We start from the raw sequence: 26,117 nt of genomic DNA on the forward strand, positions 1-26,117 counted from the left end.
GAGTCGTTTTGAATTCGCCGCGCAATGTGGGCAACCGGGCTGCCGGCTGCGCCATCGAGCGTGCGACCGGTCAACACAATGCCGATGCGCCGCATCAAGGTCAAGCGGCAGGCGGCCGCTAAGCCGGGCGATGGGGTCGTAAGCTACAATGACCGAGGCCTGGAACAACGGAACATCGATGAAGATTCGCCTTCTCTCTATCGCCTGTGTCGCGAGCGCCGCGGCGCTGCTGGCGGCCTGCACGATCGGTACCCGCAACTCGGGCGCATGCGAACAATTGATGCGCAGCAAGCTGGCCGAGGCGTCGTCGGGGATGTCGTCGGATACGCTGCGGGTCACGCATCGCGGGGCCGCGATTCGCGGCTCGCGCGTCGTGGTGGAGGGGACGATCGAGCATCGGCTAAGCGCGTCCGAGGTGGCGGTCTCCGCGCCGCTCGCGGCATCGGCATCGCAAGCGGCGACGGACGTCAACGTGGCCGCGAAGCAGGCCGAGCCGAAGAGGGTCAGCACGCCGGCCGCCGCCGAGTGCACGTTCCACGGCGAAGAGCTGGACGTATTCCGCTGGCTCGCGCCGGCAAAGCTGGCCGCGCCGGCCGCGCAACCGGCCAGCGCGGCGGGCTGAGTTCCCGTCCGCGTTCCGCGCCATCGCTGCGCATCCAACCCAATCAATCTCAGAACGCGTAATACGGCCCCTGGCCGGCCGACGTATTGCGCGCCGCAATCGCCGTGTAAATGCGTTTGCCGTAAAAGAACGGCAAGCCCCAGCCGAAGCCCTGACTCGAATTGCCGGCGAGATTGTCGAACGCGTTGTTCGACGATGAGAACAGCGTGCTCGAATTGGCTATGTCGAATGACACCGTGCTCGACACGCCATCGATGCCGGAGATCGACGCGCTCGCCGACTGCGTCGAAGTCGGGCAGTACCAGAAGCCGCACAACGGGAACTGCGTCGAGTGGAAGAACAGGCCGTTCGAGCCGCTGTCGAGATAGCTCACCGCATAGGTCTGACCGCCCGAGTTCGTCGTCACGTAGCCGGTCGCGGCGTTCGCCTTCAGGACGTTCGGGCTCGTCAGCGTGTTGTTCGACTGGGTGCCGATGCCGAAGATCAACGAGCCCGACACGCTGGCCGCGCCCGCATCGGCGACGGCCGGCAGGTCGATCACGACGCCGTTGTTGTCGAGCGGGAAGCTGCTGACCGGGTTGGTCACCTGCTGTGCGAGCGGCTGCGCGGTTGCGGTGCAGCCGCTCGTCGTGCAGCTGTAGTACCAGCGCGGCAATGCGGAGTTCGAGCAGCCGTTGCCGCAGTCGACCGGGAACAGGCCCACGCCGAGGATCCCGTTCGAGTGCAGGCTCGACACCGTCAGCAGCGACGCGCCGGAGTTCGCGCAGTCGGTGGGTGCGGCGGGCAGCGCACTGTCGGCGATTACCTGGATCGGAATCGATGACGCCTGTTGGCCAGCCATGCGTACGTCCGCGTTGCGGATCGAGCCCCACGCATAACCGCTGCCGAACACCGCGCATTCGGCGCTCACGCCGCCGCCCGCGGCGATGCTCGGCAGCGACAGGGTCGTCGGCAGCGCCGATGCGAGGATGCGCAGGCCGTTCGAGCCGGTGTCGACCTGGATGTCGTCGATCGTCGCGCAGTTGCTGGTGCCGGCCTGGCAGACGGTGACGCTCGTCGTCAGCATGTTGCGCGTACTGCCGGGCGATACGCCGACCGTGACCAGCTGCACGTTGGGCGTGGTCGATTGCGGCACGTTCGCGCTCTGCGTCGTGTTCGACGCGCTCGTGGAACTGGTCGACGAGGTCGGCGCGGTCGCGGACGGCGTCGAGCCCGAGCCGGACGAGCTGGACGAGGAACTGCCGCCTCCGCCGCCGCAGCCGACGAGGGCCGCGCAGACGATCAGAAGCAGGGCATGGAAACGCAAGGCGGATTTCATGGCGTGGCGATCCGTCGGGTGGAACTCAGGCGTGAAGGGGGCGCGAGCGACGCGTGCGGGGCGCACGCGTTACTGGATGTCGTCGGAGGTGACGCCGGCGGGCAAAGCCGCCGGCAGCCACGCGCGGCCGACGTAGCCGCGCATCGGTCCGCCGGACTCGACGATCACGTCGGCGCGCGTGACCCGAGACGAATGCAGATTGCCGCTGCCGGCCGCCGCCGCGGCGCCTGTCTTGTACGAGTCGCCGTATTTGCCGAGTAGCGCGTGCAGATCCGGCATCGTCGGGCCTTGCCACGCGTAGGCGACGATCAGGCCGGTGCTGGTCGCGTATTCGTTGATGGTCGTATTGCCAGCGTCGGTCCACGTGCGCTCGCGCAGTGCGCCATTGAGCAGCGTGCGCGGCGCGCTCGCGCCCGACACCACCTGGCTCGGCATCGTGCCGCCCAATTCGGCATGCGCGCCGAAGCTCGCGCAGCACGCGACGACGGCGATCGCCGAGGCGATCGCGGATGGATTGAGACAGGACTGGGACATGAGGCCTTCCTCGTTCGGCGCCGGATTTTTTATTGAGATAACTCGATTAACCTGGCGCTGGTTTTTTCTGGTCTTTGCACATCGCGGCGGACAGGACCGCGCGCCATGTTTAAAAACAAGCCGCATGCAGACCGGAAGCCCTTATTCGGCGGGCCTCCGGCAAAGACTTGGGAATACTCCCAAGGTCAACCCGAAAGTGTTATTGAGTGTTAAATTTACCTCATAAGAAGGCAAATAGCATGATGGGCGCGGACTTTTTTCCCGTGGTCGCTTCGTAGCCGTGGCATGCGGCGATTCGCGGGCAAACCCCAGTTTTTGCACAGGCCTCGCCGGGACCGGTAAAATGTTGGGTTGATCCACGGAAACTTGCCGTGGCGTAGCGGAAGGATTCCCCGAACATGACTGATTTTCGTCTCACCAAGCGGTTTGCAGTAGTGCTCATGGCAGGCGGGCTGGTCGCCGGCTGCGGCACCTCGTCGCCGACCAAAATCGACTATAGGAGCGACTCCCGTTCGAAGCAGGTATCGCTTGCCGTACCGCCGAACATGATCGACGAGACGGCCGATCAGCGTTCGCTGCCGCCGCAGGGCGGCGAAACCTCGCTGTCCACGCTGAAACAGGTGCAGGCACAGGCGCCGGCCGGCGACGCGGTCGCGGTCGTGCCGCCCGTCCAGGGCATCCACATCCAGCGCGACGGCACCGAGAGCTGGCTCGTGATCGACAATAAAACGCCCGATCAGGCCTGGCCGCAAATCCGCCGCTTCTGGCAGGAGCAGGGCTTCCTGCTCGTCGTCGACCAGCGCGACAAGGGCGTGATGGAAACCGACTGGAACGAAACCCACGCGCAGATCAACGACGGCTTTATCCGCAACACGCTGTCGAAGGCGATGGGCAACAGCTACGTGAGTTCGGAGCGCAACAAGTTCCGCACGCGTCTCGAAGCGGCGCCGAACGGCGGCACCTATGTGTTCGTCAGCCAGAAAGGCATGCGTGAGGCGATCACCGGTACGAACAACGAGTCGACCCAGTGGCAACCCAAGCCGAACGACCCGGCGCTCGAGGAGGAATACCTGAAGCGCCTGATGGTCTCGCTGGCGCGGGCCGATTCGGGTAGCAACGCGGGTGGCACACAGAACGCCGAGCTGTCGCCCGCGGGCACGCAGATCGCGCCGAACGCGGCGACGGCGGGTGCGAAGTCGGCGACGGCCGCCGTTGTCGCGCAGAACGTCGCGCTCGCGGCGCAACCGCCTATGCCGGACGCGGATTCGGCCAACAACACGTCGGCGCAGCTCTCATCGACCGAACTCACACTCGCCGAGCCGTATGACCGCGCGTGGCTGCGCGTGGGCCTCGCGCTCGATCGCAGCAATTTCACGGTCGACGATCGCGACATGAGCCGCGGCCTCTATTTCGTGCGCTACGTCGATCCGAAGGATATGTCGTCGGCCGAGCAGGGCTTCTGGAGCCAGGTCTTCCACGGCAAGAAGGAGAAGGTCGCCAGGCAGTATCGCGTGAACGTGCGCGCCGTGACGCCGAACCAGACCCGCGTGGCCGTGGTCGACGACAAGGGTCAGCTCGACGAAAGCTCGCAGGCCAAGCAGATCATGAGCCTGATGGCCGACCAGCTGCACTGATACGAGAGCCTCGCGGCCGACGCCGCCGGTTCGACGAAACCGCCCGGAGAAATCCGGGCGGTTTTTTTTGACTATGCATTTGACGCGCGAACGGCGCGCACGTGAGCCGATGTAACGTGACCGGATCGGCAAGCCGCGACCCGACGCGGTTGCCGATTGACTCCGTGCGCTCAGGTATCCGCGCGCCGCGTCCCCATCCACGGCAAGCGCTTGACTACGCCGGTCGCCAACGCGGTGCCGACCAGAATCACCGCGCACCCTTCGAGCATGCCGGGCGACACCGTCTCGCCGAGAAACAACGCGCCCCACAGAATGCCGAAGATCGGAATCACGAAGGTCACGGTGATCGCGCGCGTCGGCCCGGCGACTGCGATCAGATGGAAGAAAAGCATGTACGCGATGCCGGTACAGGCGACGCCGAGCGCGATCACCGCGCCCCACGCGCGCAGCGAGATCGGCGCGGCGGGCCAGTAGATGACCGCGAGCGGCAGCAGCACGATCGTCGCGCCGATCATCGTGCCGGTCGCGACGGTCAGCGCGTCGACGCCAGTCAGGTGACGCTTCGTGTAGTTGGCGGCGATGCCATAGAGCAGCGTGGCGCCGAGCGCGGCGCCGGCCGCGAGCGCGACGCTCAGCGGCGAGGCGGCCGAGCCGGCCGGCGCCGCGATCTGATCCCACACGAGCATCAGCACGCCGAGAAAGCCGACCACGAGACCGAGCGTGCGCAGTGCGCTGAGCCGGTCGCGCAGCCACAGGAAGCCGACCAGCGCGCCCCACAGCGGCGCGCACGCATTGATCACCGACGTGACGCCCGCCGACAGTGTCAGCTCGGCATACGCGAACAGGCAGAATGGCGCCGCCGAATTGACGATACCGACCACGAGCAGCGGCACTGCGTGCGTGCGCAACACGGTGGCGGACTGTTGCAGCGGCCGTCGCGCGATCAGCACGATCGCGAGAAAGAGCGCGCCGATGCCGACGCGCAGCGCCATCAGCGGCGCGACGCCGAAGTCGGTCACGCCGACGCGGATGAACAGGAACGATGCGCCCCACAGGGCAGCGAGGATCAGCAGTTGCAGCAGGTTTCTGGTTTTCATTGGAATGGCGCCGCGCGCAGTTGAGTCGGGACGCCAGCTCATCGTAACAGTGCGATCGCGCGAATCGTTTCAGTACAGGATGAAACGGCAAGATCCGGGAGACGGCCGCGTCCGATGAGGTAGATGGTAAGCGCTGCGAGGGCGCGCGCCAAACGAGCAATTCTCGCCGATATGTGAGAAAAATTGCGATCAGGCGGAACGGCAGTGGGGATGGGATCGGAAACGGCGCCCGCGATGCGCGGGCGGCCGTCCGAAAAGATGTGAATTGCATTGCGCCGTTACTGGCGCGACCTCAATGCGGAATCATCCATGGCAGGACGTTCTGCTGCGCCCAGACGAGCACGCCAAGCAGCACCGTCAGCAGAATCGAATGTTTGAAGGTCTTGGCGAACACGACGCCTTCCTTGCCCTTCAACTCGGTGGTCGCGACGCCGGTCGCGATGTTCTGCGGCGAGATCATCTTGCCCATCACGCCGCCCGACGAGTTGGTCGCCGCCATCAGCACCGGATTCAGATTGAGCTGGTTGGCCGCGACCACCTGCAGATTGCCGAACAGCGCATTGCCCGACGTATCGCTGCCCGACAGGAACACCGCCACCCAGCCGAGGAACGCCGACACGAGCGGAAACAGCGGCCCGACCGACGCAACGCCGAGACCGAGCGTGTAGGTGAGTCCCGAGTAGTTCATCAGGTAAGCGAGGCCGACGATCGTTGCCACGGTCAGGATCGCGATGCGCGTTTGCACCCACGTATCGGAGATCGCCTTGCCGAACTCGGCGGGCGAGAGCCGTACGACGAACGCCGTGATGAGCGCGGCGACGAGGATCGCGGTACCGGTCGAGAGCGGCTGGAAGTCCCAGACCGCGCCGTACGGCGTGTTGTAAAGCGTGATGAACACGGCCTTGTCGAGACCGGGCCACGACACCTTGATGTCGCCGATCGTGAAGATCCTCGCGATCGTCCAGATGATCACGACGATCGACACGATGATCCACGGATACCAGCCCTGTGCGCCGCCGATCTTGCCGCGCACCTCGCTGATGCGATCGACGTTGACCGCGAATTTCGGATCGACGGCGGGCTTCCAGACGCGCAGGAAAGCAACGGTGAGGATCAGCGAAACCAGCGACGACAGCACGTCGGTCAGGCTGTAGTTGATGAAGTTCGAGACGACGAACTGGGTCAGCGCGAAGCTCAGGCCCGCGACCAGCAGCACCGGCCAGATCCGCAGCATGTTGCGAAAGCCCGCGTACACGGCGATCACATAGAAGGGCAGCAGGACCGCGAAGAAAGGCAATTGCCGCCCGACCATCTTGCCGAGCACATCGGACGGCAGATGCGTGACCGCGCCGAGCACCGTGATCGGCACGCCGAGCGCGCCGAACGCGACCGGCGCGGTGTTGAAGATCAGCGTGAAGGTCAGCGCTTCGAGCGTCGGAAAGCCGAGCATGATCAGCAGCGAGCTCGTGATCGCGACCGGTGTGCCGAAACCCGAAATGCCCTCGAGCAGCGCGCCGAACGAAAAGCCGACCACGACGAGCACGATGCGCCGGTCGTTCGGCAGGTTGTCGATCATCCACAGGCGGAAGGCCTCGAAGCGTCCCGAGCGCTGCGCGATGTTGTACAGCAGGATCGCGGTGACCACGATCCACATCACTGGCCAGATCGCGAACACGACGCCAGCCGCGACCGAGTTGAACGCGAGCCCGACCGGAAACTGCCAGACGAAAATCGCCACGATCAAACCGATGATCAGCCCCGCGAGCGACGCTTGCCACGCGGGCCTGCGCGCCCAGCCGAGCAGCGCGAGCACGGCGATGATCGGCAGCGCGGCGACGATGAACGACGGAAAAAGCGCATTGCCAACCGGAGTGAGTAGTTGATGAAACATCACGTCTCCTTCGTTGTTGTGTAATTCGACGCGGGGGATTGCGCATGACGGCGCGTCGCTCTGATTCGGCGGACGCTCGCAAGTGACCTCGACAAAGCGGCGTCGCGCGATTTAAGCGGGTGCTGCATGAAACCTTCCAAGGATAGAGCGCCGTACCGGCGCGTCAAGCCGGGAAAGTACGGGCGAGGTATGCGCGGCGGAGGGCGATACGCGCGGAAAAACGACTCATGAAGAAGCGCGCGCGCCGGCAGTTGAAGTGCCGGCGCGTGCACGCTCCGCGACGAAAGAGGACAGGTCAATGCGAGTGGCCGCCCCCATGACCGCCCCAATGGCCGCCCCAATAACCGCCAATGCCGATCGCAATCGACGGTCCGTAGTAGGCGGGGTAGCCGTAATAAGCGGGATAAGGATAAGCCGGCGGCGGATAGTAGGCGGGATAAACCGGCGGCGCCGCATAACCGGGCGCGGGGACCGCATAACCGGGCGGCATGTCTTGCGGTGCGACCTGCATTTGCGCCTGGGCTTGAGGCGGCTGCTGTTGATCGGTCGCCGGCGCGGTTTGGTCGGCTGTGGTCGCGGGCGCGGTCGAATAGTACGACGGGTAATAGCCGGCGGGATAGTAGCCGGCGGGGTAATAGCAGCCTGCCAAAAAGAGACTCGAGGCGAGCACGCAAATCGCGGTGGCGGGACGCGCGAACCTCGCGGAAAAACTGGACGAATCGCGTGGCGTCGAGAGGCGCACCACGCAAAGATGGGTGACGACGCGGGACTTCATGGCGCGCTCCTCGATGAACCGATGCCGCCTTGCGCGACGTCGTTACGAGGAGCTTACGCTCTTGCCGCGGCAGCGCTGTGGCAAAACTGCAACCGCATATTTCAGCCTATTTCCACGCGCGTTGCCGGGACGAGGGCGCACCGCATCCGCCGCCCTCGGCAGTCCGGATCGTGGTCCGAAAAAATCGTTTGCTGTCCTGTATGAATCGTTAGACGCGTCATCGGACGCAACGCTCACTTGCCGCTCACTTGCCGACCTGGTTACCGATGACACCGCCTACCGCCGCGCCGCCCAACGTCGACAAGCCGCTGCCACCGATCGCCGCGCCGGCCGCGCCGCCGACACCCGCGCCGATCGCGGTATCGCGTGTGCGTGGGGACATGTCGCCGCATGCCGCGAGACCCGCGACAAGTGAAAGGGCGGCTGCGACCGTACCAAGACGAGTACCGAGATGACGGATCGATTTCATGATGCTGACTCCGCTCGTTGTTGGAAACAGATGTTTCCCTTCTCTCAGCACGCAACGTGCCTGCTCGATGCGGTGGAATAAAAAAGCCCGCCATGCCGGCGGGCTTCGATACTGCAGTGCTGGTTCGCGCGAATCGCGCAACCCGCTCATTGCCGCTGATAAATCTCCGCGCCTTGCTTCATGAACTCGATCGACTTTACTTCCATGCCTTTCTTCAGCGCTTCGTCGTCGGTGACGCCTTGTTGCGCGGCGAACTCGCGTACGTCCTGGGTGATCTTCATCGAGCAGAAGTGCGGGCCGCACATCGAGCAGAAATGCGCGACCTTGGCCGAATCCTTCGGCAGCGTTTCGTCGTGGAATTCGCGCGCCTTGTCCGGGTCGAGACCGAGATTGAACTGGTCTTCCCAGCGGAATTCGAAGCGCGCCTTCGACAGCGCGTTGTCGCGCACCTGCGCACCCGGATGACCCTTCGCGAGATCGGCGGCATGCGCGGCGAGCTTGTACGTGATGATGCCGGTCTTCACGTCGTCCTTGTTCGGCAGACCGAGGTGTTCCTTCGGCGTCACGTAGCACAGCATCGCGGTGCCGAACCAGCCGATCATCGCGGCGCCAATGCCCGACGTGATGTGGTCGTAGCCCGGCGCGATGTCGGTGGTCAGCGGCCCGAGCGTGTAGAACGGCGCTTCGTCGCACCAGTCGAGCTGCAGGTCCATGTTCTCCTTGATCAGCTGCATCGGCACATGGCCCGGACCTTCGATCATCACCTGCACGTCGTGCTTCCACGCGATCTGCGTGAGTTCGCCGAGCGTCTTCAGCTCGCCCAGTTGCGCTTCGTCGTTCGCGTCGTAGATCGAGCCGGGACGCAGGCCGTCGCCGAGCGAGAAGGCCACGTCGTAGGCCTTCATGATTTCGCAGATCTCTTCGAAATGCTCGTACAGGAAGCTTTCCTTGTGATGCGCGAGACACCACTTCGCCATGATCGAGCCGCCGCGCGACACGATGCCGGTCATCCGGTTCGCCGTGAGCGGCACATATTGCAGACGCACGCCCGCGTGGATCGTGAAGTAGTCGACGCCTTGCTCGGCCTGCTCGATCAGCGTGTCGCGGAAGATTTCCCAGGTGAGGTCTTCAGCCTTGCCGTTGACCTTTTCGAGGGCCTGATAGATCGGCACCGTGCCGATCGGCACCGGGCTGTTGCGGATGATCCATTCGCGTGTTTCATGAATGTGCTTGCCGGTCGACAGATCCATCACCGTGTCGCCGCCCCAGCGGATCGCCCACGTCATCTTGTCGACTTCCTCGCCGATCGACGATGTCACCGCCGAGTTGCCGATGTTCGCATTGACCTTCACGAGGAAGTTGCGGCCGATGATCATCGGCTCGCTTTCCGGGTGATTGATGTTGTTCGGGATGATCGCGCGGCCGCGCGCGATTTCCTCGCGCACGAATTCCGCAGTGATTTCGGTGAGGCCGTTCGGGCCGAACGCGCTCGCGCCGAATGCCTGGCCGGGGTGCTGACGGCCCATCATCGCGGCGAGCTTCGCGCCGTTCGGGCCGCTCGTCTTCAGGGTCTCGAGGTACTCGGCACGGCGCTGGTTTTCGCGAATCGCGATGTATTCCATTTCCGGCGTGATGATGCCTTGCTTCGCGTAGTGCATCTGCGTCACGTTCCTGCCGGCAATTGCACGGCGGGGCGTGCGATGCAGTCCCGGAAAGCGCAGCTGCGCGGTGGCCGGATCGGCGGCGCGCTCGCGGCTGAAGCTGCTCGACAGACCGGTCAGCGGCTCGGTGTCGCCGCGCTCCTCGATCCACGCCTCGCGCAGCGCGGGCAGACCCGCGCGGATGTCGATCTCCGCGTCCGGGTCGGAGTAGGGGCCCGAGGTGTCGTACACGTAGATCGGCGGATTCTTTTCGCCGCCGAAGCTGTCGGGCGTGTCGGCCTGCGAGATTTCGCGCATCGGCACGCGGATGTCGGGGCGCGAGCCGGTCACGTAGACCTTGCGCGAATTCGGCAACGGCGCGACGGCGGCCTCGTCCACGTGGGCTTCGGCGGAAATAAACTTCGGGTTGGCGTTCATGTAAGTCTCCGTACAAAGTGGGGCGGCTAAGCAGGAGACCGAGATGGAAGTAGTCGGAAATCGCGCAGAGGTGAGGCCCTTGAGGCTGGAGCGAAATCCGTACGCTTCCCTGCGCTGGCATTATCCAGATCAGGTTCAAAGGGTATTTCTCACCCACGCAACACGGACCTCCAGCTCCGCGCTACGCAGGACCCCCGCGTTAGCAGCGCACACGATACACCGCCCGCCCGCGGTTTGGCAACCTGTCTGAATGATTCAAAAAACTGGTCCGGATGAGACCCCAGACATCTCCTATGCTTGAATCGAGACCGCATCAGACAGGGCAACTTACAGCGAGGGAACGGCCGCCTTACAGTGAAAAATCGTCGGCGGCTTCAGGCTGATACAGGATTTTGTCGAGCTTGAGCACTTTCTGATCGCCGCTGGGTGGCGTGAAGCGGATGCTCTCGCCGCGGCGCGCGCCGAGCAGCGCGAGGCCAGCCGGCGAGAACACGTTCAGGCGCCCTTGCGCGAAATCGGCGTTGGGCGGATAGACGACGGTCCACGTCATCTGTTCGCCGCTCGCCGTGTCGCTCAGCGTGGCTTGCGAGTTCATCGTGACGACGTCGGCGGGGATGTCGTGCGAGTCGACGATCACCGCGCGTTCGAGCACATCGTCGAGCATGTGCTGCAACTTGGCGTCGGTGGCCGCGTATTTCTCGAGGCGGGTCACGTCGAGTTCGGTCAGGTAGCAGGTTTTGATCTTCTTCATCATCAGGACTCCGGATAAGGCGGTCATGGATGGCCGCGTGCAACGACCCATGGGGTGGTCGGCGGATGAGTGGACGAATGGGAGAGCCCGGTGCCCGGCGACGCGGCCCTGGGAATTGGCGGGCTGCGTCAGCGAGGGCGCCGGGCGGCGTGAAGCGGGACCGTTCGGGACGTCTCGCCGGGGCCGTGCGACGCGACGCCCGCGCGCGCGCACTCGCCTGCGCGGCATGGGCGCAAGCGGGCGAGAGCACGGAAAGTCGGACGACGCAGAGAAGTCACGGGCAAAACGACCAGGTGTTGGGGAAGAGCGATCGAGAGGCGCCGGGCGACAAAGCGTGAGGCCGCGCGGCAGCAGCGAGACGAAAGTTTGATGGTAGCACGCTGTCTCACGCAGCTCCGTTTGCGACGTCGCGCCCGTCGATTGACCGTTTTTGTGCGGTGCGAGAAGAAAGCGGTGTGGTCCGCATTGCGTTCAAGCCAGTCAGAGGATTGCCGTTAAACAAAGTGCAGCGAAGGCCGCACTCCGGCGAAGCGATTCGCGGGATGGCGCGTGAATGGCGCGAGGCGACTCGCGCCGATTGACAAAGAGGTGCACATGAAAGCGGAAAGCAGGCGGTGGCGAACGTTCGGTCGCACAGTCGCGGTGGTGGCATTGCTCGCCGCGCCGCTGGCGGCGCCGGCGGCATCGACGGTGACGGGCGGCGTGATCCGGTTCGTGGGGATGATCGTTGCACCGCCGATGCAGATCAGCGTGGATACGGCGCCCCCTGGCGTCGCCGTCGGTAGCGCGAGCGTGGCGGGTCAGCGCTTCTCGCGCACGGTGACGTTCAGCGCGCCGCCGGGCGTCGTCAGCGGGGCCGATGTCGCGCTCGAAGTGAACGGCGGCACGCAGTCGCGCGATCTGGTGGCGGCGCGTTTCGTCGATGGCACCGGGCGCGTCGCGACGGCCCGCGACGGCCACTACGCGGTCGATCGCGCGGGCGGCGTACTGTCGCTGAACGCGAAGCGCACCGATACGGACACGCGCGTGACGGTGGTGGTCAGTTACGACTGAGTCGCGGGCGAGCTTTGGCTGGCTCATCCCGTGCCGGAAAAAAAAATTAAAAGAGGCTTGTCATAACCGGCCGCGCGGCTCGACAAACGTGCAGATTACGATCGGAGCACGTCATGTCGACCGCGCACAATCGCTCGATGCTTCAGCGCTTTACGACTTTTTCGACGCCCGCCGTCGGCCTCGCGCTTTTTCTGCTGAGCGGTTCTGGCATCAGTGCGGCCGACGCGGCCGGGCCCCTATGCGCCACGCACAGCCCCGCGCACCGCGTCGCGCTCGTCGAGCTGTACAGCAGCGAGGGCTGCGATAGCTGCCCGCCCGCCGACCGCTGGCTCAGTCAATGGAAAAGCGACGGCGCGGCGCACGGCATCGTGCCGCTCGCGCTGCACGTCGACTACTGGAACAGCCTCGGCTGGACCGACCGCTTTTCCCAGCATCGCTTCACCGAACGTCAGCAAACGCTGACGCGTCTCGCGGGCGCGCACACGCTCTATACGCCGGAAGTGTTCGTCGCGGGCCGCGAGCTGCGCGACTGGTCGCAACGCGACAGTTTCGAGCGCCGCATCGACGAGCTCGTCGCCGAACCCGCCCAGGCGAGCGTCGCACTTGCGCTGAGCCCGCGTGCGCCCGGCGCGTTCGATGTCGATGCGCAGTTCAGCACGACGGCAGCCGCCGCCACGGGTGCGTTGAGCGCCTATCTCGCGATCTACGAGAACGCGCTGACGACGCAGGTCGGCGCGGGCGAAAACCGCGGCGCGACGCTGCATCACGAGCGCGTCGTGCGCGCCTGGTTCGGGCCCGTGCCACTCGTCTCCGGTCACGCGCGGATTCATCAGGACATCGATGTACACGCTGCGAGCGTCGATGCGCAAGCCGATCCGGGCGCCAACGCCGCCGACCGCTTCGGCGTGGTCGCGTTCGTCGAAAGCGACGCGAGCGGCGACGTGCTGCAAGCGACCGACCTTCCCGCGTGCCGTTGATCGACATCGCGCGCGCCGCATTCACTACCGCTGCTCGAGGAGAGCCCCATGTCCACACCCCACGCCTTGCGCCCCAGTGCACCCGCCGCGCCCACCGCGCCGAAGCGCGGCGTCATTCATCCGCTGTGGCTGCGCATCACGCATTGGCTGAATGCGCTCGCGGCGATCGTGATGATGCTGTCGGGCTGGCGCATCTACGACGCGTCGCCGATCTTCCCGGCGTTCAGCTTCCCGACCGCGATCACGCTGGGCGGCTGGCTCGGCGGCGCGCTGCAATGGCACTTCGCGGCGATGTGGCTGCTGGTGTTCAACGGCCTCATGTATATCGCGCTGAATCTCGCGAGCGGGCGTTTCGTGCGCAAGTTCCTGCCGCTGACGCCGCGCGCGGTACTGCGCGATTTCGTCGCCGCGTTGCGCGGGAAGCTGTCGCATGGCGATCTGCGCGTCTACAACGCGGTGCAGAAATTCGCCTACCTGTTCGCGATCGCCGATCTGATCGTGCTCGTGCTATCGGGGCTCGCGATCTGGAAGTCGGTGCAGTTTCCGCTGCTGCGCGAACTGATGGGCGGCTACGACAACGCGCGCATCGTGCACTTCAGCGCGATGTCGCTGCTGGCCGCGTTTCTCGCCGTGCATCTGGCGATGGTCGCGCTCGTGCCGCGCTCGTTGCTCGCGATGTTGCGCGGACGTTGAGCCCGCGGCTACCCACGCGCACGCTCACGCTCATGAAATCGCAACGCGAATTCCAAACGGATACCGAATCATGAACAAGCCGATAGAGAAACCAGCGGACCCATCCGCACATCGTGTGAGCCACAAGCTCGACCGCGCATCGATCCTGCTCGATGCGAAGCGCGAACTGGCGATGCCGTCGCGACGCCTGTTCGGCAAGCAGCTCTTGACGCTCGGCGGCCTGTCGATGCTGACCGGCTGCTCGCTGACCGACGACGCTTCCGTGAACCGTTTCCTGACAGCCGTGTCGCGGCTGAACGATCGCGCGCAGGCCGCGCTGTTCGATCCGAAGCAGCTCGCGCCGACCTACACCGAAGCGCAGATCACGCGGCCGTTTCCATTCAACGCGTACTACGGCATCGACGACGTGCCGCACGTCGACGGCTCAGATTATCAGTTGAAGCTGAGCGGTCTCGTAACCGGCCAGCGCGTGTGGACGCTGCCCGAGCTGTACGCGCTGCCTCACGCGGAGCAGATCACGCGACATATCTGCGTCGAAGGCTGGAGCGCGATCGGCCGCTGGGGCGGCACGCCATTCGGCGATTTTCTGCGGCGCGTCGGCGCGGACACGACGGCGAAGTACGTCGGCTTCAAATGCGCGGACGACTACTTCGAAAGCATCGACATGCCGACCGCTTTGCATCCGCAAACGCTGCTGACGTTTTCCTACGACGGCGAACGGCTGCCCGCGAAATACGGCTACCCGATGAAGCTGCGCATGCCGACCAAGCTCGGCTACAAGAATCCGAAGCACATCGTCGAAATATTCGTCACCAACACGTATCCCGGCGGCTATTGGGTCGACCAGGGCTACAACTGGTTCGGAGGCTCCTGACGCATGCGGGCGCACGCGCGCTTGCGGCAGCGGCTTCGGAAGCACGCCGGCTCTCGCCGGCTTCGATTCATCCACCACCAAGGAGTCATCCCATGAAGAAGATTGCAGTTACCACGATCGCATTGTTGATGCTGGCAAGCGGCGGCGCGGCCTTCGCGCAGGCGAGCGGCGCGATGTCGAACGATGAGATGTCGAAGAATGCGATGTCGAAAGATTCGATGCCCAAAGACAGCATGTCGAAGGACGGCATGAAAAAGGACACGATGAAGCACGACTCGATGAAAAAGGGCGGCGACGCGATGAAACACGAGGCGTCGGGCACGATGGGCAACTGAGTCGGCGCCGAGGGTGCCTGGCGATCCTGCCGATGCACGGCCGCGCATCGAACGGATCCGACACTGACCGCAGGCCGGGGATGCGTCCCCGGCTTTTCTGTTGCAGGAAACCCAAAAGTTACGATTCTCTCGCGTGGTGTTCTCGGCGCTTACTGCATAATGCGGTGCGCGCCGCGGCTTTGCCAACCTTGCCGCCGCGCAGCGCGGCCGCGTTGCATCGTGTCGTTTTGACCGGCGCGGCCGCCACCGCCGTTTCTGGCGCTTCCGGCGCCGCCCATCGTCTTACCGTTCCACCGACATGTCCGCCAGCCTCGCCCGTCCGACCGCATCGCCGATGCGGTGCCCGCCATCCCGCCCGAAAGGTATCGACGCAGGCTCGGCGCCTCGCGGGCATCGAGCGCATCGCGCGGGTCGAGTGGCGACGGCGGACTGAAGCATGTCGCTGCAACGTTCAGCTTTTTCTCCGCGCGGCTGGCCGCTGAGTCTGCCGCAGTCGCGCAAGGGGCGGATCGCGCTCGCGCTTGCCGTCGTTTATCTGGTGTGGGGCTCGACGTACCTCGGCGTGCACGTCGCGCTCGGCTCGTTCCCGCCGCTGCTGATGTCGGGCTTGCGCAACCTGTTCGCCGGCATCGGTCTGTTCGTGTTCGCCGCGCGCCGCAAGCCGATCTGGCCGAGCTTCGCCGAAATCCGCAACGCGGGCCTCGTCGGCACCATGCTGGTGGGTCTGTCGAGCGGCATGCTCGCCTACGGCATGCGCACGGTCGGCACCGGCACCGCGGCCGTGATGGTCGCGACCGTGCCGCTGTTCGCGACCGTGATCGCGGCCGTCGCCGGACGCAAGATCGGCCGCTGCGAATGGTTCGCGGTCGGGCTGGGGCTCGCCGGCATCGTGATTCTGAGTCACGGCGACAGCACGCCGGGCTCGACGGGCGGCAGTCTCGCGATTCTGTGCGGCGCGCTGTTCTGGGCCGGCGGCGCGCATCTGGCCGGGCAGCTGAAGCTGCCGTCGGACCTGTTTCTGTCGACCTCGCTGCAGATCGGCCTCGGCGGCGCGATGTCGACGCTGGTCGCGTGGGCGTCGGGCGAGCGGATGCTCGAGCTGCATTTTCTGCCTCTCGTCGCGTTCCTGTATCTGATGTTGATTGGGACGATGGCGGCGTACGTCGCCTACGGTTATCTGATTCGCCACACGAGCCCGATCATCGCGAGCAGCTGCATGTACGTGAATCCGGTCGTCGCGGTCGCGCTGGGCGCGCTGCTGCTCGGCGAGCCGGTCACCCGCTCGACGGTAATCGCGACGATCGTGATTCTGATCAGCGTCGGCCTGTCTTTCTGGTTCGATTACCGGAAGAAGCGCAGCGCCTGATAGCGGCGCGGTTCTCGTCGAACCGCGCCCGCTGTCAAAGCCTTGCCGCCAGCTCCGCGCCCTCGCGGATCGCGCGCTTCGCATCGAGCCCGGTCGCGAGCTTCGCGCCGCCGATCACATGAAAACGCGGGCCGCCGCTGCCGTGGTTGCGATCGACCGTCGACGGCAACAGCTCGCGCAACGACTCCTGCCCCGCGCACACGACGATCGTATGGACGTCGAGCCATGCGTCGGCACCGTCACGCGCGATTCTGAGACCGCGCGCGCTGATCTCCCGATACTCGACGCCGCCGAGCATTTGCACCCCGTTGCGCGCGAGCGTCGCGCGATGCACCCAGCCCGACGTCTTGCCGAGGCCCGCGCCGAGCTTGCCGGCCGTGCGCTGCAATAGCCAGATCTGCCGCACCGGTTGCGCGGCGACAGGCGGCTTCAGGCCGCCGCGCTCGCGCACCAACGCGTCGCGTCGAGTGCCAGCCAGCACGCAATCATTCACGAAAAAAAAGCCCGCAGCGGCATCCCGCGACGGGCTTTGCAAATCCTGCTGCCATGTGCCGGCTTATTTCGCCTTTTCCGCCTCGTTCGTGATGGCGTGGCCGCCCTTCGAAATATCTTCGCCGGCGCCCGCCATCGTGTTGCAGCCGGTGACAAGCATGGCAGTTCCTGCGAGCACAAGCAAAGCGATCAGTCGAGTCATGAAACTTCTCCTTGTCGAGAATGCATCGGTTGATGTCGTCCGACCGGGGCCATGCCAGTCGATCAGGTCTCGATCCGGTTTCGAACCGGTCTGATTGCATGGTAAAAAAAGGGCGGGGGGCGGCGCTGTCGGCCGTGCCGCGATTTTGTCGTAGGCGTGCTCCGCTGTTTGCGTCGGCGCACTCCTACAACGGCTTGGGGGCGCTGCGGCGAGCATCTGTCAGACGGGGCTTTGCGACGAAGTGGGCGGCGTGGCCGGCGACGTCGGCGGCTGATCGACCGAAGGCGTCGCGGCGCTCGCGCTCGGCATCACGACGTCGATGTCGGTGCCGTTTTGCGCGCCACGGCGGATCTCGAAGCGCCCGCCATGCGCGGCCACGCGCTGACGCATGCCGAGCAGGCCGTGCGTATGTGTGCGCTTCAGGTCGGCCGGCATGATGCCGACGCCGTTGTCCGCGATATGCAGCGCGACCTCGCCGTCGCCGACCCGCAATGCGATTCCGACCTTCGAGGCCCGCGCGTACTTGGCGGCGTTCGTCAGCGATTCCTGCGCGACCCGAAACAGCGCGATTTCGGTCTGCTCGTCGAGCTGGATATCGTCGGCGGGCAGGTGCAGCTCGAGCGTCCAGTTGTTGCGCTGCGCGGCTTCGTCGGCGAGCGTGCGCAGCGCGGTAACGAGCCCGAAATTGGCCAGCACGGTCGGCCGCATGTCCTCGATGATGCGCCGCTTCAACGCGATGCCCTGGTCGAGATTGGCGAGCGCGCGCTGCAGCTTGTCGGCGATGTCCGGCTCGCTGTCCTTCAGCTTGCGGCGCGCCCATGCGACGTCCATCCGGCATGCGGTCAGAATCGCGCCGAGCTCGTCGTGCAACTCGCGCGCGAGCTGGGTCTTTTCGTTTTCGCTGACCGCCTGCAGATGCCAGCCGAGCGCTTCGAGCTGCCGCGTGCGCTCGTTGACGAGCTGGTCGAGTTCCTCCTGCTGCGTGATCAACTGACGCTGCGCGCGCGCCTGCCGGTCGATCTGGATGCCGAGATTGCGAAACAGCAGGATGAACAGCACGATGTTCAGCGCCGACAGACCCGCCGCGCACAGCGTCGAGAGCCGCTGGTCGGCGCGGCTCGCGGCCAGCGCGTGCTGAGCGCGGCGCTCCTCGTTGTCGCGCAGCAGCGCGAGCGTACTGTCGATCAACGACGCGTCCGCCGGGTTGACGTCGCTCGCGCTCCCGCATGCGCCGAGATCGAGCGGATGCGGCGCGGCGTGCTGCATCGCGGCGGCGCCCGCGCCGATGCGCGCGTCGATCAGCGCGAGAATCTGCGTGAAGCTCGCGAGTTCCGCGCTGTCCGCGCGGCCGCCGCGATAGAAGTGGTCCAACTGCTGGGTGGTGTCGCGGATGCGCGCGGCGCTCGCGCAGAACGCGTGGGCGGATGCGTCGTCCTTCGTCAGAAGAAACTGGTTTTGTTGCGCGGTGAGGCGCGACAGCTCGCTCGCGAGTGTGCTCAGTCGCACGGTGACGTCGCGCGCTTCAAGCGCGGTCTCATACTCGGCGGTGATGCGCTGACGCGCGGTCTCCAGAATCACGAGGCCTCCCACCGTGATCACGATCGCCACCGTCATCGCGATCGCCCAGCTGCGATTGCGCATCCACTCGGCGAGCCGCGCCGTGGCGCGCGCGCCAGGTTGTTCCGGCGGGTTCTGCAGATTCGACACTTTCGGCTCCAGAAAGAGGGCATCGACAGCGGCATCGACACCGGCATCGCGCGAAGCCGCGCGCGTAATGTCGTCGTAATCCAATGTAAGCGGATTCTCACACGAAAAACGGCGAGCGTCGGAATGCGCGCGGCGCCGCGCATCGATAGCATGGACCCGATCGTTCATGCAATGTTTCGGGAGGAAGCCATCATGTTGAAGTGGGCACTGTTCTTCGCGGTCGTCGCGGTGATCGCCGGTCTTCTCGGCTTCACCGGCATCGCGGCCGGCGCGGCGGCGATCGCGAAGTTCCTGTTCTTCGTCTTTGTCGTGCTGTGCGTGGTGTTCCTCGTGCTGGGCTTCGTCGTGACGAAGAAAATGATCGATTAGCGCGGCCATCGCGGTGGCGGCAAGCCGCGCCCTCACAGCAGGCGAGCGATTTGCTGGTAGTCGATTGGAAGGCCAACAAAAGGGAGAAATGCCATGCTTCACTATGCCATCGTCTTCTTCGTGATTGCGATCATCGCAGCCGTATTCGGCTTTACCGGCATCGCGGCCGGCGCGGCCGAAATCGCGAAGATCCTGTTCTACATCTTTCTCGTCGTGTTCGTGGTCACGTTGCTGCTCGGCGTGTTTCGAACCTAGCCGCGCGAGCCGGATGAACGCAACATGAGGTAGGCAGCGAAGTACGCAACGTAGGAACAGGTAGTCAACAAGGCGCGTGAGCGCGCGGCGTTTGAATCCCCGATTGAGGCGCCCGCGTTCGAAGCGCGCCGTCATTCCACCCTGGGCGCATCAGGCGCGATTCGTGCTGATGCGCGATTCAGCCAATACCGGATAAAGGAGAAGTTCGATGACGAAGCAATCTGGCGACACGTTCGTGATGGACATCATGAAGATCCGCGAGGACGCGCGCAAGCATATGTCGGATGGTCCGGTCACGCAGAGCTATGGCGCGAATCGCGAGACGGTGCTCAAGCTGCTCAACGACGCGCTCGCCACCGAGATCGTCTGCACGCTGCGCTACAAGCGCCATTACTTCATGGCGAAGGGCATCAATTCCGAAGCAGTCGCGAGGGAATTTGCCGAGCACGCAACCGAGGAGCAGGAGCACGCCGATCGCATCGCCGAGCGCATCGTGCAGCTTGGCGGCGAACCGGATTTCGCGCCGGACGGCATCAAGGCACGCGCGCATTCGGAATACAAGGAAGGCACCGATCTGACCGACATGATTCGCGAGAACCTGATCGCGGAGCGCATCGCGATCGACACGTACCGCGAGATCGTGCGGTATCTCGGCGAGAAGGATGTGACCACGCGCCGGCTGTTCGAGGAGATTCTGGCGGTCGAAGAAGAGCATGCCGACGATATGGCGGATCTGCTCGCGGGGCGCGAGTAGCGCAGCAGGCGACAGGGATGCGTCGAAGGACCGGGTGGCGGGCGAAGTCGGGAATGCCGGCAGTTGCGGTGCGAAGCCGCCCTCGCATTCCGCGTCCGGCCGTGGCCCCGGATCATTACCATGTCCGCATCGGAGCGACTCCCTTTGCACGGAACCCAACCGATGATTCGAGTGCTGATAGCTGACGATCATGCGATCGTTCGAGGTGGTTTCAGACAGTTCGTCGCCGACGAGCCGGACATGTGCGTCGCCGCCGAGGCCGCCACCGGCGAGGAAGCGATCTGCCTCGTGCGCGAGCAGGCATTCGACGTCGTGCTGCTCGACATCGCGATGCCGGACAAGAACGGCATCGATACGTTGCGTGTGATCAAGCAGGTGCGTCCCGAGCAGGGCGTGCTGATTCTATCGGGCTATCCCGAGAGCCAGTACGCGATCAATCTGCTGCGCGCAGGCGCGAACGGCTATCTGAACAAAGACTGCGAGCCGGAAGAAATCGTGCGCGCGATCCGCTCGGTCGCGCGCGGGCATCGCTATCTGTCGGAGGCGGTCGCCGACGCGCTTGCCGACAATCTCGACAAGCCTGCCGCGGGGCGTCCGCATGAAGCGCTGTCGGAGCGCGAATTCCAGATCTTCTGCAAGCTCGCGGCCGGCCAGTTGCCGACCGAGATTGCCGAAGAGCTGCATCTGTCGGTCAAAACGGTGAGCACGTATCGCGCGCGGGTGCTCGAGAAGATGCGTCTCGCGAACAACGCGGACCTCACGTATTACGCGATCAAGAATGGCCTGATCGAATGACGGACGATCGAGATATCCCGATGAACAGCGAACCGAACCCCGCTACCGAGTCAGCCAGCCGCGCGCCGTTGCGCGTGCTGCTGATCGAGGATTCGCCGCTGATCCGCCGCAGCCTCGTGGAGGCGATCGATGCGTCGGGCCTGCTGCGCGTGGCCGCTTATGCCGATTCCGCCGATCAGGCGATCGCGCTGCTCGGCGACGAAGCGTTCGACGCGGTGATCGTCGATTTGCAGCTGAAGCAGGGCTCGGGCGTGCCGGTGCTCGCGTATCTGCAGCGCGAGGGGCTGATCGATTCGATGTTCGCGGCGGTGCTGACCAATCACGCGTTGCCCGCGTACCGCGAGCGCTGCGAGCAGTATGGCGTGCGGCACTTTTACGACAAATCGTTCGAGTTCGATCGCGTGCTCGATGCGCTGCATGAGTATGCGTTGGGGAGGGGTGGCGGGGTGTAACGACTCGACCGTAGTTGGCGTTTCTAGTCCTGTTTCCACACTCCGCGCTTCATCGCTTCTTCGAGCATCCCAAGGGTAAGCGAACGTCCGCCGAGCAATTCTCGCGCGCTGGAACTGAACGGGGACTTCAACGCGGCCACAAAGATGTCGCGCTTTCGCATGTTGGCGGATGGAACGTGGTAAGCGACGTCGAAATCGCGCAGGTCCACGTGGAAGCGGTCAGCCCATGCCTGCATCACCTCGACGATTTTCGCCGGCTCCCAATCCAGATCGTGATACAGATCCATGTCACGGGTCAGCTTGTCGTCGAGAGGCAGCCCGGCGGGAGTGCGCATTTCGCGGATGAACCGAGCGAGATCGAGCCACGTGTCATTCATTACAGACGATCCTCCGGCTGATATCAATGCCCAGCCCGCGCCGGCAACCGCAAATGATTCCACGCGCCGAGCCCGGCAAACGCGATCCCCGCGATCGTCACGCCGACCCACCCGAACACCGGCCACACGATCGCGCCGACACCCGAGCCCAGCGCCCCGCCGATGAAATACGCGACCATGTACACGGTATTCACGCGGCTGCGCGCATCGGGCTTCAAGGCGTAGATGCGCGACTGATTCGAAATCTGCGCGGCCTGCACGCCGATGTCGAGAATGATCACGCCGACCACGAGTCCCGCGATGCTCTTCGCCGACGCACCGAAGATCACGAACGCGATCACGACCAGCACGAGCGACACGGTGATGATCGCGCGCGGTCCACGCCGGTCGGCGAACTTGCCGGCGAGCGGCGCGGCCAGCGCGCCGGCCGCGCCGACGATACCGAACAGCCCTGCCGCCTGCGGCCCGAGATGAAACGGCGCGCCCGCGAGCAGCAGCGCGAGCACCGACCAGAAAATGCTGAACGCGCCGAACAACGCCGCACCGGTCAGCGACGCCTCGCGCAGCGCGCGATGCTCGGTGACCAGGTGCCACATCGACACGAGCAGCTTGCCGTACGGCAACGTCGAGGTCGGCTGACTCTTCGGCAAACGCAAAATGATGACGACCGCGAGTGCGAGCAGCGCGACGACGGATGCGCCAAACACCGCGCGCCAGCCGAAGTATTCGGCGACGATGCCCGCCGCGGTCCGGGCGAGCAGGATGCCGAGCAGCAGGCCGCTCATCACGGTGCCGACCGCGTGGCCGCGCTCGGACGGCGGCGCGAGTTCGGCCGCGAACGGCACCGCCTGTTGCGCGATCGTCGCGAGCACGCCGATCGCGAGACTCGTGACGATCAGCACCGCGAGCGTCGGTGCCGACGCCGCAATGACGAGCGCGACGCACATGCCGGCGATCTGCAGCAGGATCAGCAGACGCCGGTCGAAGCGATCGCCGAGCGGCGCGAGCAACAGCATGCCGGCGGCGTAGCCGAGCTGCGTGACGGCCGGCACCGCGCCGACCCATGACGCGCTGCCCGGAAACGACTGGCGGAAGTTATCGAGCAGCGGCTGGTTGAAATAGATGTTTGCGACCGAGACACCGGCGATCGTCGCGAGCAGCAGCAACACGCCGCGCAGCGACCGGGCGGAGGAAGCGGAAGTGGAAGCGTCGGAAGTGGACATGACAGGGGCGGATCGACGGACCGGCCCATGCGCGGTCCTCAAGCGTGCCGATCATACCGGAGCGGCGGGGTTCGTGCTGACGGCCGCGCGAGGCTCGCCCGCGCATCCGGTATCAGGCGGTTGCGAAGTGTGTCCGGCGGTTCAGTCGATCAACGCGCCAGCGTCGTAGAACGGATACGGGCCGTCGGCCGCGTCGACATACGCATGATGCGTGACGATGCCCGTCGCCGGATCGTAGTAATGGAGCGCATACGCGGGCGGCTCCATCACGAACGCCGACGGTCCGTCCTCGCGAAAATCGAGCGCCACCTGGTGCGCGGGCGCTGGAATCGCGCTCGCGATCGTGCCGCCGAAGCGCACGAACATCGACCGATGCACGTGCCCGCAGAGCACGCGCTCGACGTTGGGATGCTGAGCGATCAACGCCGCGAGCTTGTGCGACGCCGCCCGGTCGAGCCGGATCTCGTCCATGTGCCCGATGCCGCACGCGAACGGCGGGTGATGCAGCGCGACCACGACCGGCTTGCCGCGCGCCGCATCGAGCTGCCGCTCGAGCCACGCGAGCCGCGTGTCGCACAGCATGCCGGCGCTCGAACCGGGCACCAGCGAATCGAGCGCGATCACGCGCAGCGGGCCGACGTCGAGCGCGTACTGCACGAACTCGCCGCCGCTCAGCAATTCCTCGCGCTCGGGAAACGCCGCGCGCAGCGCGTTGCGTTCGTCGTGATTGCCGACCATCAGGAAGTAGGGGATCGCGAGCGGCGCGAGCAGTGTTTTCAGGCGCGCGTACTGCTGGGGGTCGCCCTGATCGACGAGGTCGCCGGTGATCAGCACCGCGTCGGGGCGCGGTGTGAGCGCGTTGAGCGCGTCGACGCAGCGCGCGAGGTAGGGGGCGGTATCGACGCGGCGATACGCGAGTGCGCCGGGTTGCTTGATATGCAGGTCGCTAATTTGAGCCAGCAGCATGACAGAGGTCCTTCGGGTTGCTTCGTGTCGGGCGCCAGGATGCGGCGCTGTTTTTACCTACGATAGCGCAATCAGTGCGTCCGGCTCGATCGAGATGCCGACCGGCGTGCCGCGCGCAAGCTCGATGCGGCCCGCGACGTCGACGAAGAGCGGCTCGGGCGCGGCACCGCCAATCGTCAGACGCGTGCGTTCGCCGAGGAACGCGGTGCTTTCGATCTGGCCGCGCAGCTGCGCGAGCGCGGGGTCGGTGAGCCGGGCATCCTCGGGGCGAAAGAAGATTTCGTGCGCGCCGCGTGCGTTCGACGCATGCGCGGGCAACGGCACGGCGCCGCCGCTCGTCGCCAGCATGCCGTCGCGCGGCTCGCCCGCGACACGGTTGATCGTGCCGACGAACTGCGCGACCGTGCGATTGGCCGGACGATAGTAGATGTCGCGCGGCGAACCGATCTGCTCGATGCGTCCCGCGCTCATCACGACGATGCGATCGCCGAGCTCCATCGCTTCGGCCTGATCGTGCGTCACGTAGACGGTCGTGATGCCGAGTTCGCGCAACAGCGCGTTCATCTCGCCGCGCAATGCGTCGCGCAGACGCGCGTCGAGCGCGGTCAGCGGTTCGTCGAGCAGCAGCACGCGCGGCTGCACCGCGAGTGCGCGCGCGAGCGCCACACGTTGACGCTGGCCGCCCGACAGTTGATCGATCGGTTTGTCGGCGTGCGCGATGAGCCGCATCATGCCGAGCAGTTCGTCGACGCGTTGTCGCGCGACTGCGGCCGGCACGCGTTTGATCTTCAGACCGTAGCCGATGTTGCCGCGCACGGTCAGGTTCGGAAACAGCGCGTAGCTCTGGAACACCATGCCGACCGCGCGTTTTTCGATCGGCAGCGTGGTCACGTCGTCGTCGCCGAATGCGATGCGGCCGCCCGCGTCAGGTGTTTCGAGGCCCGCGATCAGGCGCAGCGTCGTCGTCTTGCCGCAGCCCGACGGTCCGAGCAGCACGAGGGTTTCGCCCGCGCCGATCGTCAGGTCGAGCGGTTCGAGCACGCGCGTGCCGCGAAACGTTTTGGCGCACTGCGTGAGCGTGATGGGAACCGAGGTCAGTTTCATGGTGTGTCGATGGGCTTCGCGGAAGAGGCGGCGCCGCGCTTCTTCGACGCGCTGCGCTGGCCGGTCGCATCGACGCCGAGCCATTGCATCGCGACGAGCAGCGGCATCGTCATGATGAAGAACAGGATCGTGTACGCGCTGCCGATCTCGATGCGCATCGACGCGTAGGTGTCGGCGAGGCCGACCGGCAGCGTCTTCGTGTCGGGCGTGTGCAGCATCCACGTGAGGTTGAATTCGCCGATCGACAGCGTGAGCACCGCGAGCGCGCCCGCGACGATGCCTGGCCGCGCGTTCGGCAGCACGATCGTGACGAAGCGCGTGAAGAAGCTCGCGCCGAGGCTCGCCGCGCCTTCTTCGAGCGTGCGCAGATCGCTGCTCGCGCAGACCGCCGCGACCGCGCGCACCATGAACGGCAGCGTGAACACCACATGCCCGACGACGATGAACGCCGCGCTCATCCGAAACGCCGTGAAGCCGCCGTAGATCACCAGCAGCGCGAGTGCCGATGCGAGGCCGGGCAGCGCGATCGGCAGCACCAGAAACTCTTCGACGATGCGTGCGAAGCGCGTCTTGCTGCGCGCGAGCACATAGCCCGCGGGCACGCCGGTCAGCAGCGTGACGACGAGCGTCGCCGCGGCGACTTCGAGCGATAGCCACACCGAGTCGTGATATTGGGTCCACACTTCGACGAGCCAGCGCAGCGTGAGTCCGCTCGACACGCCCTTGAAGTAGTTGACCGTCAGCCCCGCGACGATCGACATGACGACCGGCACGATCAGGAACGCGCACAGCAGTAGTGTGACGAACCATTGACCCGCGGCGAGCCATGTTCGCGTGGCAGGCCACGCGCGTCGCGCGCGCGGTCCCGCTGCCGGTTGCGAAGACGGCGAAGGGGCGGTGATTGAGTTCATAGGTAGGTAGTCGTTGCGTTCGCGAACGCGCGGCTCCGGCGAC

28 protein-coding genes, 1 pseudogene and 1 riboswitch are annotated in these 26,117 nt (G+C 65.4%); of the genes and pseudogenes, 13 read left to right on the top strand and 16 right to left on the bottom strand.

What is annotated here, in order from left to right; genetic code table 11:
- Positions 1–178: 178 nt before the first annotated feature.
- The gene (locus F6X40_RS01430; RefSeq protein ID WP_187626585.1) at positions 179–622 is read left to right on the top strand and encodes a hypothetical protein; all 444 of its coding nucleotides are present in this window, start codon (positions 179–181) and stop codon (positions 620–622) included.
- 49 nt (positions 623–671) lie between these two features.
- Here the strand turns inward: F6X40_RS01430 and F6X40_RS01435 are convergent, their stop codons facing one another.
- Together F6X40_RS01435 and F6X40_RS01440 are read right to left on the bottom strand one after the other, a co-directional pair.
- On the bottom strand, positions 672–1,940 hold the full coding sequence (locus tag F6X40_RS01435) for a DUF3443 domain-containing protein (RefSeq protein WP_187626586.1): 1,269 nt from the start codon (positions 1,938–1,940) through the stop codon (positions 672–674).
- Between the two features lie 69 nt (positions 1,941–2,009).
- Positions 2,010–2,474 carry a DUF2844 domain-containing protein gene (locus F6X40_RS01440; RefSeq protein WP_187626587.1) on the bottom strand — a complete coding sequence of 155 codons (465 nt, stop codon included), beginning with the start codon at positions 2,472–2,474 and terminating at the stop codon, positions 2,010–2,012.
- 398 nt (positions 2,475–2,872) lie between these two features.
- On the opposite strand from F6X40_RS01440, the gene bamC reads away from it, so the two are divergent.
- Positions 2,873–4,108, top strand: coding sequence for an outer membrane protein assembly factor BamC (gene bamC, locus F6X40_RS01445; protein WP_187626588.1), 1,236 nt, complete (start codon positions 2,873–2,875; stop codon positions 4,106–4,108).
- A 170-nt stretch (positions 4,109–4,278) separates the two neighbouring features.
- On the opposite strand, the gene F6X40_RS01450 is transcribed toward bamC, so the two are convergent.
- From F6X40_RS01450 to F6X40_RS01475, 6 genes are all read right to left on the bottom strand, one after another.
- Positions 4,279–5,205 (bottom strand): DMT family transporter, encoded by a 927-nt coding sequence (locus F6X40_RS01450; RefSeq protein ID WP_260321352.1) that lies wholly within the window; start codon positions 5,203–5,205, stop codon positions 4,279–4,281.
- A gap of 292 nt (positions 5,206–5,497) precedes the next feature.
- Positions 5,498–7,096 (bottom strand): L-lactate permease, encoded by a 1,599-nt coding sequence (locus tag F6X40_RS01455; RefSeq protein ID WP_187626589.1) that lies wholly within the window; start codon positions 7,094–7,096, stop codon positions 5,498–5,500.
- Between the two features lie 295 nt (positions 7,097–7,391).
- Positions 7,392–7,871: a hypothetical protein gene (locus F6X40_RS01460; RefSeq protein ID WP_187626590.1), complete on the bottom strand. Its 480-nt coding sequence runs from the start codon at positions 7,869–7,871 to the stop codon at positions 7,392–7,394.
- Between the two features lie 244 nt (positions 7,872–8,115).
- On the bottom strand, positions 8,116–8,340 hold the full coding sequence (locus tag F6X40_RS01465; protein ID WP_184047976.1) for a glycine zipper 2TM domain-containing protein: 225 nt from the start codon (positions 8,338–8,340) through the stop codon (positions 8,116–8,118).
- A 146-nt stretch (positions 8,341–8,486) separates the two neighbouring features.
- Positions 8,487–10,418, bottom strand: coding sequence for a phosphomethylpyrimidine synthase ThiC (gene thiC / locus F6X40_RS01470; RefSeq protein ID WP_090800936.1), 1,932 nt, complete (start codon positions 10,416–10,418; stop codon positions 8,487–8,489).
- A gap of 88 nt (positions 10,419–10,506) precedes the next feature.
- Positions 10,507–10,624: riboswitch (TPP riboswitch) on the bottom strand.
- A gap of 143 nt (positions 10,625–10,767) precedes the next feature.
- Positions 10,768–11,169: a GreA/GreB family elongation factor gene (locus F6X40_RS01475; protein WP_187626692.1), complete on the bottom strand. Its 402-nt coding sequence runs from the start codon at positions 11,167–11,169 to the stop codon at positions 10,768–10,770.
- A gap of 594 nt (positions 11,170–11,763) precedes the next feature.
- Here F6X40_RS01475 and F6X40_RS01480 point away from each other — a divergent pair.
- The 6 genes from F6X40_RS01480 to F6X40_RS01505 all read left to right on the top strand — a co-directional run bounded on the left by F6X40_RS01480 (position 11,764) and on the right by F6X40_RS01505 (position 16,467).
- On the top strand, positions 11,764–12,222 hold the full coding sequence (locus F6X40_RS01480) for a hypothetical protein (RefSeq protein ID WP_187626591.1): 459 nt from the start codon (positions 11,764–11,766) through the stop codon (positions 12,220–12,222).
- Positions 12,223–12,335: 113 nt separating this feature from the next.
- A complete protein-coding gene (locus F6X40_RS01485) occupies positions 12,336–13,199 on the top strand; it encodes a DUF1223 domain-containing protein (RefSeq protein WP_187626592.1) in 864 nt (287 codons plus the stop codon).
- Between the two features lie 48 nt (positions 13,200–13,247).
- Positions 13,248–13,892, top strand: coding sequence for a cytochrome b/b6 domain-containing protein (locus tag F6X40_RS01490; RefSeq protein WP_184022043.1), 645 nt, complete (start codon positions 13,248–13,250; stop codon positions 13,890–13,892).
- Positions 13,893–13,962: 70 nt separating this feature from the next.
- Positions 13,963–14,766, top strand: coding sequence for a molybdopterin-dependent oxidoreductase (locus F6X40_RS01495; protein WP_187626593.1), 804 nt, complete (start codon positions 13,963–13,965; stop codon positions 14,764–14,766).
- A gap of 92 nt (positions 14,767–14,858) precedes the next feature.
- Complete coding sequence (locus F6X40_RS01500) at positions 14,859–15,101, top strand: pentapeptide MXKDX repeat protein (protein WP_187626594.1); 243 nt, start codon at positions 14,859–14,861, stop codon at positions 15,099–15,101.
- A gap of 436 nt (positions 15,102–15,537) precedes the next feature.
- The gene (locus tag F6X40_RS01505) at positions 15,538–16,467 is read left to right on the top strand and encodes an EamA family transporter (RefSeq protein ID WP_187626595.1); all 930 of its coding nucleotides are present in this window, start codon (positions 15,538–15,540) and stop codon (positions 16,465–16,467) included.
- A gap of 34 nt (positions 16,468–16,501) precedes the next feature.
- Here F6X40_RS01505 and fadH read toward each other — a convergent pair.
- From fadH to F6X40_RS01520, 3 genes and pseudogenes are all read right to left on the bottom strand, one after another.
- Positions 16,502–16,927: pseudogene (gene fadH, locus F6X40_RS01510) on the bottom strand (NADPH-dependent 2,4-dienoyl-CoA reductase); the annotation flags it as partial.
- Between the two features lie 96 nt (positions 16,928–17,023).
- Positions 17,024–17,161 carry an entericidin A/B family lipoprotein gene (locus tag F6X40_RS01515; RefSeq protein ID WP_184022056.1) on the bottom strand — a complete coding sequence of 46 codons (138 nt, stop codon included), beginning with the start codon at positions 17,159–17,161 and terminating at the stop codon, positions 17,024–17,026.
- Between the two features lie 219 nt (positions 17,162–17,380).
- On the bottom strand, positions 17,381–19,036 hold the full coding sequence (locus tag F6X40_RS01520; RefSeq protein ID WP_262421336.1) for a sensor histidine kinase: 1,656 nt from the start codon (positions 19,034–19,036) through the stop codon (positions 17,381–17,383).
- A gap of 24 nt (positions 19,037–19,060) precedes the next feature.
- Here F6X40_RS01520 and F6X40_RS01525 point away from each other — a divergent pair, with 24 nt between their 5' ends.
- The 5 genes from F6X40_RS01525 (at position 19,061) to F6X40_RS01545 (ending at position 21,493) form a co-directional block, all read left to right on the top strand.
- Entirely contained in the window at positions 19,061–19,237 is a 177-nt protein-coding gene (locus tag F6X40_RS01525; protein ID WP_129961306.1) for a DUF1328 family protein, read from the top strand.
- A gap of 93 nt (positions 19,238–19,330) precedes the next feature.
- A complete protein-coding gene (locus F6X40_RS01530) occupies positions 19,331–19,492 on the top strand; it encodes a DUF1328 domain-containing protein (protein ID WP_006052455.1) in 162 nt (53 codons plus the stop codon).
- Positions 19,493–19,700: 208 nt separating this feature from the next.
- Entirely contained in the window at positions 19,701–20,246 is a 546-nt protein-coding gene (locus F6X40_RS01535; RefSeq protein WP_184048002.1) for a bacterioferritin, read from the top strand.
- Between the two features lie 162 nt (positions 20,247–20,408).
- Entirely contained in the window at positions 20,409–21,041 is a 633-nt protein-coding gene (locus tag F6X40_RS01540; protein WP_187626596.1) for a response regulator transcription factor, read from the top strand.
- A gap of 20 nt (positions 21,042–21,061) precedes the next feature.
- Positions 21,062–21,493, top strand: a complete 432-nt coding sequence (locus tag F6X40_RS01545; RefSeq protein WP_018421103.1) for a response regulator — start codon at positions 21,062–21,064, stop codon at positions 21,491–21,493.
- 23 nt (positions 21,494–21,516) lie between these two features.
- Here F6X40_RS01545 and F6X40_RS01550 read toward each other — a convergent pair whose 3' ends face one another.
- The 5 genes from F6X40_RS01550 to F6X40_RS01570 all read right to left on the bottom strand — a co-directional run bounded on the left by F6X40_RS01550 (position 21,517) and on the right by F6X40_RS01570 (position 26,074).
- Complete coding sequence (locus F6X40_RS01550) at positions 21,517–21,870, bottom strand: DUF1493 family protein (RefSeq protein ID WP_187626597.1); 354 nt, start codon at positions 21,868–21,870, stop codon at positions 21,517–21,519.
- Positions 21,871–21,893: 23 nt separating this feature from the next.
- The gene (locus F6X40_RS01555) at positions 21,894–23,093 is read right to left on the bottom strand and encodes an MFS transporter (protein ID WP_184022067.1); all 1,200 of its coding nucleotides are present in this window, start codon (positions 23,091–23,093) and stop codon (positions 21,894–21,896) included.
- A 141-nt stretch (positions 23,094–23,234) separates the two neighbouring features.
- On the bottom strand, positions 23,235–24,059 hold the full coding sequence (locus F6X40_RS01560; RefSeq protein ID WP_184071032.1) for a phosphodiesterase: 825 nt from the start codon (positions 24,057–24,059) through the stop codon (positions 23,235–23,237).
- Between the two features lie 57 nt (positions 24,060–24,116).
- The gene (locus F6X40_RS01565; RefSeq protein WP_187626598.1) at positions 24,117–25,163 is read right to left on the bottom strand and encodes an ABC transporter ATP-binding protein; all 1,047 of its coding nucleotides are present in this window, start codon (positions 25,161–25,163) and stop codon (positions 24,117–24,119) included.
- Positions 25,160–26,074 carry an ABC transporter permease gene (locus F6X40_RS01570; protein WP_184071028.1) on the bottom strand — a complete coding sequence of 305 codons (915 nt, stop codon included), beginning with the start codon at positions 26,072–26,074 and terminating at the stop codon, positions 25,160–25,162. The genes F6X40_RS01565 and F6X40_RS01570 overlap by 4 nt, the downstream gene beginning before the upstream one ends.
- Positions 26,075–26,117 lie beyond the last annotated feature (43 nt).

This window comes from Paraburkholderia sp. UCT31, from assembly GCF_014397655.1.
GTDB lineage: Bacteria > Pseudomonadota > Gammaproteobacteria > Burkholderiales > Burkholderiaceae > Paraburkholderia > Paraburkholderia tuberum.

Bases quoted from the DNA above. Each gene is read 5' to 3' on its own strand.
- F6X40_RS01430 (WP_187626585.1), top strand. From the start codon at position 179: ATGAAGATTCGCCTTCTCTCTATCGCCTGTGTCGCGAGCGCCGCGGCG.
- F6X40_RS01435 (WP_187626586.1), bottom strand. From the start codon at position 1,940: ATGAAATCCGCCTTGCGTTTCCATGCCCTGCTTCTGATCGTCTGCGCG.
- F6X40_RS01440 (WP_187626587.1), bottom strand. From the start codon at position 2,474: ATGTCCCAGTCCTGTCTCAATCCATCCGCGATCGCCTCGGCGATCGCC.
- bamC (WP_187626588.1), top strand. From the start codon at position 2,873: ATGACTGATTTTCGTCTCACCAAGCGGTTTGCAGTAGTGCTCATGGCA.
- F6X40_RS01450 (WP_260321352.1), bottom strand. From the start codon at position 5,205: ATGAAAACCAGAAACCTGCTGCAACTGCTGATCCTCGCTGCCCTGTGG.
- F6X40_RS01455 (WP_187626589.1), bottom strand. From the start codon at position 7,096: ATGTTTCATCAACTACTCACTCCGGTTGGCAATGCGCTTTTTCCGTCG.
- F6X40_RS01460 (WP_187626590.1), bottom strand. From the start codon at position 7,871: ATGAAGTCCCGCGTCGTCACCCATCTTTGCGTGGTGCGCCTCTCGACG.
- F6X40_RS01465 (WP_184047976.1), bottom strand. From the start codon at position 8,340: ATGAAATCGATCCGTCATCTCGGTACTCGTCTTGGTACGGTCGCAGCC.
- thiC (WP_090800936.1), bottom strand. From the start codon at position 10,418: ATGAACGCCAACCCGAAGTTTATTTCCGCCGAAGCCCACGTGGACGAG.
- F6X40_RS01475 (WP_187626692.1), bottom strand. From the start codon at position 11,169: ATGAAGAAGATCAAAACCTGCTACCTGACCGAACTCGACGTGACCCGC.
- F6X40_RS01480 (WP_187626591.1), top strand. From the start codon at position 11,764: ATGAAAGCGGAAAGCAGGCGGTGGCGAACGTTCGGTCGCACAGTCGCG.
- F6X40_RS01485 (WP_187626592.1), top strand. From the start codon at position 12,336: ATGTCGACCGCGCACAATCGCTCGATGCTTCAGCGCTTTACGACTTTT.
- F6X40_RS01490 (WP_184022043.1), top strand. From the start codon at position 13,248: ATGTCCACACCCCACGCCTTGCGCCCCAGTGCACCCGCCGCGCCCACC.
- F6X40_RS01495 (WP_187626593.1), top strand. From the start codon at position 13,963: ATGAACAAGCCGATAGAGAAACCAGCGGACCCATCCGCACATCGTGTG.
- F6X40_RS01500 (WP_187626594.1), top strand. From the start codon at position 14,859: ATGAAGAAGATTGCAGTTACCACGATCGCATTGTTGATGCTGGCAAGC.
- F6X40_RS01505 (WP_187626595.1), top strand. From the start codon at position 15,538: ATGTCGCTGCAACGTTCAGCTTTTTCTCCGCGCGGCTGGCCGCTGAGT.
- F6X40_RS01515 (WP_184022056.1), bottom strand. From the start codon at position 17,161: ATGACTCGACTGATCGCTTTGCTTGTGCTCGCAGGAACTGCCATGCTT.
- F6X40_RS01520 (WP_262421336.1), bottom strand. From the start codon at position 19,036: ATGAACGATCGGGTCCATGCTATCGATGCGCGGCGCCGCGCGCATTCC.
- F6X40_RS01525 (WP_129961306.1), top strand. From the start codon at position 19,061: ATGTTGAAGTGGGCACTGTTCTTCGCGGTCGTCGCGGTGATCGCCGGT.
- F6X40_RS01530 (WP_006052455.1), top strand. From the start codon at position 19,331: ATGCTTCACTATGCCATCGTCTTCTTCGTGATTGCGATCATCGCAGCC.
- F6X40_RS01535 (WP_184048002.1), top strand. From the start codon at position 19,701: ATGACGAAGCAATCTGGCGACACGTTCGTGATGGACATCATGAAGATC.
- F6X40_RS01540 (WP_187626596.1), top strand. From the start codon at position 20,409: ATGATTCGAGTGCTGATAGCTGACGATCATGCGATCGTTCGAGGTGGT.
- F6X40_RS01545 (WP_018421103.1), top strand. From the start codon at position 21,062: ATGAACAGCGAACCGAACCCCGCTACCGAGTCAGCCAGCCGCGCGCCG.
- F6X40_RS01550 (WP_187626597.1), bottom strand. From the start codon at position 21,870: ATGAATGACACGTGGCTCGATCTCGCTCGGTTCATCCGCGAAATGCGC.
- F6X40_RS01555 (WP_184022067.1), bottom strand. From the start codon at position 23,093: ATGTCCACTTCCGACGCTTCCACTTCCGCTTCCTCCGCCCGGTCGCTG.
- F6X40_RS01560 (WP_184071032.1), bottom strand. From the start codon at position 24,059: ATGCTGCTGGCTCAAATTAGCGACCTGCATATCAAGCAACCCGGCGCA.
- F6X40_RS01565 (WP_187626598.1), bottom strand. From the start codon at position 25,163: ATGAAACTGACCTCGGTTCCCATCACGCTCACGCAGTGCGCCAAAACG.
- F6X40_RS01570 (WP_184071028.1), bottom strand. From the start codon at position 26,074: ATGAACTCAATCACCGCCCCTTCGCCGTCTTCGCAACCGGCAGCGGGA.